The organism is Desulfofalx alkaliphila DSM 12257 (genome assembly GCF_000711975.1).
GTDB lineage: Bacteria > Bacillota > Desulfotomaculia > Desulfotomaculales > Desulfohalotomaculaceae > Desulfofalx > Desulfofalx alkaliphila.
In genome coordinates, this window is record NZ_JONT01000047.1 from 1 (window position 1) to 5,948 (window position 5,948).

Consider the following 5,948-nt stretch of genomic DNA (forward strand, 5'->3'; position numbering starts at 1 on the left):
ATCCTGGTATTTGTCTAGCTTTTGTGAGCGTCTACCACTTTGTTGCAATAACTCAGCATATCCTTCAGCATCCAACTCCCAGTACTTGCTAACAGTTTTTACATTAATGCCTAACTGTCTGGCCACTTGGGACTTATTAAATCCCTTGTTTCTAAGTTGATAAATCTGAGTATACATTTTCCACCTCACCATTCTATTCACTCCCCTTCAGTCTGATATAAATATACCAGTTGACTAAAGAAGAATGGTATTGTGAACTGGAAAAAATCATCCGTTTTTAATGGCCAAAATTCGTCCCTTTTAGTTTACCACTTACACCAATTTCTTAAAGAATATACTGAGTTTCTTTTTGGTTCTGTTAAAGAAGGTGCTTATTATCCTTTATTTGATAAGCTTTCGGGAGAGATTGTTGCTAATCTTTTAGAAAGCGAGGGAATTAATAGTTTATCTAACTTTGCTCTAAAGAGGGGGAACCAAGTCAAATTAGCACAGGATTTATTTGAGAGGCTACCACTATTTAACCACGCTACTATAAATGAGATTATAGACATTAGAAAAGAATTAGAGCGACCTTTAAGAAAATTTCGCGTTGCAATGGTGGAATTCACTAATGATATTAAAAACGCGTGGTGGGACAGAGAATTTACCTATGAGGCTGAAAAGGTATTTTATGAAAAAATTGAGCCTGCTATTATTGAAATTGAGGAAGAGGTTGAAAGAATATCTCTTATGAAGGAGTTAAACAAGAGTGTAAATATAACTAAGGCAGGGGTGGGAGCATTAGCAGGGTATATAGTTGATGGGGTTGCTACAACGTCGGGGCTAAATGCAACCCTAATTGGTGCTTTAATAGCGGGTGGGTCTTCTGCTATAGACGCAATATATAAAATACGTGAGCAAAAACAGGTGATTGAAAATAATAGGCTGTTCTTTTACTATGGTTTAAGAAGAGAATTATCATAAATGGTTAATTTCACAATAAGATTAAAGCCACGGCTAAACTAATAAGAGGATATATGCTCAATATAAGAGCATATATCCTTTTTTCTTCTGCAGTTTCATTTTTCAGCAAATCATTTTTTAAAATTAAATTTAGGTTTGTTTTTATAGGAGCTTCTGCTGGGGCTTATATAAATCTTTTTCTACCACGTTTTTTCTAAACAGGGGTATTAAGCTTGTAAATTTCTTGTCGAAGCTTACAAAAAAATTGTTGAAGGATTTATATATAACCTGAAGAAATGGTTTTTATAATATGTCAAGTAATATAAGGGGGGAAGTTGTGAGAATAAAATCTATAAAGATAAAAAATTTTAGGTCAATTAAAAAACAGCTTATAGAAAACTTTGGCAATGCACTTATTTTGGTTGGTAAAAACAACTGTGGAAAAAGCTCTATTATAAATGCAATAAGGTTATTTTGGGGTGACTACCAAGTTAAACCAGAAGACTTTCATAAAAACAGCGATAATATTGAAGTGCAGATCGTGTTTGACTGTACAAATAATTACTTAGATAACTTAATTTTTAATAGCAAAATAGGAATTAGTAAAGTACCGTCATCTGGAACTGAATTCAACACTATTAAGCCTGGTACTGCTTTTGAAGAAGTTAGCTTTACAACCTATAGAAATGATAGAGCTGTTATATTAGAAAATATATCTGTGTCGGAAGAAGTATTTATACAACAGAATATTAATTTTGTAGACTTATGGAAAAAGGCAATAACGAACAGGTTTTTAATTAGTAATGATATAGTGACAATTACTGTGAAGGTTAAAAAAAATGAACTGAAAGCTAACTATTTTGGCGTCAACGATAATGCTTTAAAGGATACTGTGGAATTAATTCCGCATTTAGCATTTATTGACGATGACAGAAATTTTTCAGAGGAAGAAGTGGGTAAATCAAAAACAATAACTAACGAACTATTTGGTAAACATATTTTAAAACAGAGTAGGGAAGGGGAACTAACATGCAACTCGTGCATAAGTGATGATTGCACAGACTGTATTATGAGTATAAGTGATAAGAATATTAGAGACCTAACAATAACTGATTTAGAAAAATTATTAAAAAATAAAATGGACGAAAAATGTAATGACATTTCCGCACAAATTAGTGAGTTTTTTCAAAGAAATTATAAAAGTGATTATAGTATATATATTGACCCTAAAAGTAATGTCGATAGTTCCTTTAGTATAAGTACAAAAATCTACGACCCAAGCCTTGAGAGGAAAATTGACCTTTCTAATGTAGGGGCAGGTGTAAGAAGTATATACATATTGTCTCTACTCGAGGCTTATCATAACATATGTAAAAATAGTAATATTTTATTTTTAATTGAGGAACCAGAGATTTATTTGCATCCTTCTTTACAAAAGAATATGGGCAAAATTCTATGTAATATATCACAGGATAACCAAGTTGTATTTTCTACCCATTCACCATTACTGCTGAAGGATTTTGAACTTAAAAGTGTTTTAAAGGTGTCCCTTAACCAACATTATGAAACGAATGTTCAAGTCACTGATTTGGAAGGGGTGCTATACGAATTAGGTTATTCAACGGAAGATGTTTTGCTAACGGAATTCGTTATTATATTAGAAGGGCCCGATGATAGGGAACGGCTAAGGTTAATCATCGAAAGATTTTATGACTTGGATATTGATAAAATATTCTTTCTTGATACTAAAAGTTGTACGAATATAGAAACTTATGCTACGTTAAGATTTTTAGGCAAAACAATTATGAAAGATAAGTTTTTAATAATTAGGGATTCTGACACGCAGGATAAGGAAGTTATTACGAGAAAGTTGTTAAATAATTTTAGGGAGAACTTGGGTACTGAACTTCCCGATTCAATTGAAGAAAAAATATTAGTTTTATCATACAGTGCGTTGGATAATTATTTTTTAAACCCAACTATATTAGAGTCTATAGGTGTAATAAATAGTGTAGATAGATTTTATAATATAATTGATGGCTATATGACAAGTAATAAAGAAAATATTATAAGATATTTAAATAATAGGAATACAGAGGAACGGGCAACATATTTGGAGGAGCTATTATATAGGGACTGCACTCCTCAAGAGAAAATTGAAGATATTAAAAAGTATATTAGGGGACATGATTTATTTGGTAGATTTAATAGGTTAAGGGCAAGAATCCCCCAATATATTAATCAGTCTTCAGAAGAGGATTTTAAAGAGATTATTGAATTTTTAGATACTGATGAATACTTTGCCTTTCATAAGAAAACAGCATACTAATAAAGAGTCTCTATAGGGGGTGCTTTACGGCCTTTAATTAAAGTAGTGTTGAGCGTATAAGGGAATTCTGCAGAGGATAGGGGTGGCATTTTTGCTACCCCTAAGTTATTTCTCCTATCCTTGGGGGAATTAAGCATAAACACATGCTCAAGGTCTAACCTTTTCCTTGTCTAACCCTGTTAATTATATGTAAATGGTCAAAAATTTACAAACTATATTATTCGTTTTAATAGGTTAATCACCTTAGTTTCAAATTTTATATTTTTATTGATGCTGAATAACACTAAAATAATGAGATTTCAGGCAATTTATTTGCAAGACTTTTTATCTTCCTTAACAATAAAGGTGTAGAATGCAAATAAAGCTCTTCAGAAACCACTCCTGTCAAAGATGTGGTTTTTCCATTTTAAAAGGCAACGGTAAGGGTTAAGGAAAAGAAAACAGGAGGAGAATAATTAATTTTATAAATTTAAAATTGGAAACTTTGCCTGAGTTTTAGAGGAGTTTTTGCACCCGTAGAGGGGGGAGGTTTTAGAAACAAAAGGAAGAATTAAGTAGAGAATACATAAGCAATGGTAAGATAGAGCAAAACTGTTCTTAATCCAACAGTGTCAACTGTAGAGATGGTCTACGTATTTGAAGAGCGATTCGTATGTTTTCAGAACATGCGGAAGCTGGTAACCACTATACACCGAGGGAAATTACCGCCTAATGGCTCATTTTATAGAGTCAATGAAGCTTTCACTGTACCTTGGAATCACGGAAATACTTTATGACACATGTGCAAGACGGTTGTTGAAAGAACCGTGACAAAAAGAAGCGTTACAACTGATGATTATCCTGAATTGAATAATGGATTTTCCCGAAATTGAATGGTTCTGGGGGGATTTTTACATTATTAATACTATTTGCATACTACTTGACCAGTCAATAAATAAACGTACTTATTATGAAATTATAAGCGAGTTTTTAGAACCATTTGAGCAATGGTTTAAACAACGATTCCAAACAAAGGGATGGGGAAGTGGTGAATAGTAATGGATGATTACTTTAAGCACTTACAAAAATGGCATAAGATGATGAATCAACTAAACCGAAATCAAGAAATGATTAGCAAAATGACGAGATTCAGTAAATTGGCAAACAAAGCGGCAAATATTGGTTTAGCAACAAACTATATGAAACATGTAGATACTATTGAAAAAGCAAATAGATTGATGAAAAATAATATTTTTGCCTACAGTATCTTAGATAGGGTTAATAAAGGTGTAGCTGATCATTTAATTAATAATTCAATGCACACAATGGCACTTATTCCACGCCATGATTTTTCTCAAATGACAAATGCAATATCTCTTTTGGCTAACCAAAGAATAGCTTTTTCAAATGCTTATCAGTTTGCTCCCTTTTTGAATCATATATCTTCTACCTTTGATAGTTCTTTTTTAGAAAATCTAAGTGAATATATTTATGATACAGATGGTGAGGACTTAGAAGAAATAGAAGAGCTACATGAAGAGGATGTTCAATTAGAAATCAAACGGCCACACTTTTTCGACCTGGCAATAAAAATTAATATTATTATCAATCTAACAGAATCAGAGATTGAGGTTGGAAATGCAGAAGAAGTACGCAATTGGAAAAAGGTGATACTTCCAATCTTAACAGTTCTTTGTCAGCTTTTTATTGCTTGGGCAGTGAGCGACACCCCTCTACATGAAACGAATATATATAAGAGTATTGAAAGCATTATCCACTACATTGAAACAATAGACATAGATTTTGATAACGAGGAATGACCTAATTCATATAAAGGATATGACAATATAGAGGACATGCAGGATTTTAGGGTAAGAAGGGCTAATTGGGTAATTAAGGAATTAATAACAGAATGTAAAGACGTGCAAGAGTGGCAGATTGTAAAAAAGTAAGGGTTATATATTAAAGCAGTAAAACATCTTCAGAAGTTGCAGAAAATAAGTCAATGAACATTGAAGTTGGGAAAACACTTAAAAGGGGGAATGATAGGGTAATTCGAAATGAGGAAGGTGTATTACCAATAGGTGTTATTGTAAAATGATGTATAAACGGAGGGCTGCGATGTGACCTCATATAAATCCATAATGTATGAACAACTTAATGAATTATTTGATTTAATTGATAAAGAATTAAAAAATAGCAACATACTGCCAGATGCAATCAAAAAGTTGATTTGGGTGGAAATTAGTAAACTTAAATCATTTACAATTGATGCAAGGCCTGCAAGAATAGCAGTTATTGGTAGGCGAGGATCTGGGAAGTCCAGTTTGATTAATGCAATGTTTGGGAAACCAGAAGCTGAGGTAGGTGTGAACTTGCAAATTAAACCAGCACCTCATTTTCACAATATATCAGCACATTTTCCGGTCCAATGTGCAACAATTGCAAATTAAATTAGATTTTGTTCCAAGGATTTTTCACATTTGCACGATGTTTTAGCAGCTGAAACAATTAGGAAAAAGAGCCAAAATAAATAGAAAAACCGGTTGGCAATCACCAACCAGTAGTTAGATACCGGCCTCTTCAGCCGCCAAATGAACCACACTGTCATCAATAAGCTCTTTTTGGACCTGGTAACCGGCCAATAGACAGTGAGTAGCCAGCTTGTTAATCAGCCTTGGCCATCCACCGGAAAGAG

5 protein-coding genes are annotated in these 5,948 nt (G+C 33.0%); 4 read left to right on the plus strand and 1 reads right to left on the minus strand.

Annotated elements, in window-relative coordinates; all coding sequences use genetic code 11:
• On the minus strand, nucleotides 1–192 hold a 192-nt coding region (locus tag BR02_RS0112715; protein WP_031517677.1), incomplete at its 3' end, for an integrase.
• 60 nt (nucleotides 193–252) lie between these two features.
• On the opposite strand from BR02_RS0112715, the gene BR02_RS0112720 reads away from it, so the two are divergent.
• The 4 genes from BR02_RS0112720 to BR02_RS0112745 all read left to right on the plus strand — a co-directional run bounded on the left by BR02_RS0112720 (nucleotide 253) and on the right by BR02_RS0112745 (nucleotide 5,703).
• A complete protein-coding gene (locus tag BR02_RS0112720) occupies nucleotides 253–963 on the plus strand; it encodes a hypothetical protein (RefSeq protein WP_031517679.1) in 711 nt (236 codons plus the stop codon).
• A gap of 316 nt (nucleotides 964–1,279) precedes the next feature.
• A complete protein-coding gene (locus BR02_RS0112725) occupies nucleotides 1,280–3,271 on the plus strand; it encodes an ATP-dependent nuclease (protein WP_031517681.1) in 1,992 nt (663 codons plus the stop codon).
• A 1,037-nt stretch (nucleotides 3,272–4,308) separates the two neighbouring features.
• Nucleotides 4,309–5,070, plus strand: coding sequence for a hypothetical protein (locus tag BR02_RS0112735; protein WP_031517684.1), 762 nt, complete (start codon nucleotides 4,309–4,311; stop codon nucleotides 5,068–5,070).
• A gap of 324 nt (nucleotides 5,071–5,394) precedes the next feature.
• Nucleotides 5,395–5,703: a GTPase gene (locus tag BR02_RS0112745; protein ID WP_169738624.1), complete on the plus strand. Its 309-nt coding sequence runs from the start codon at nucleotides 5,395–5,397 to the stop codon at nucleotides 5,701–5,703.
• Nucleotides 5,704–5,948: the final 245 nt, after the last annotated feature.

Coding starts and splice junctions, on each gene's coding strand:
- BR02_RS0112735 (WP_031517684.1), top strand. CDS start 4,309: ATGGATGATTACTTTAAGCACTTACAAAAATGGCATAAGATGATGAAT.
- BR02_RS0112745 (WP_169738624.1), top strand. CDS start 5,395: ATGTATGAACAACTTAATGAATTATTTGATTTAATTGATAAAGAATTA.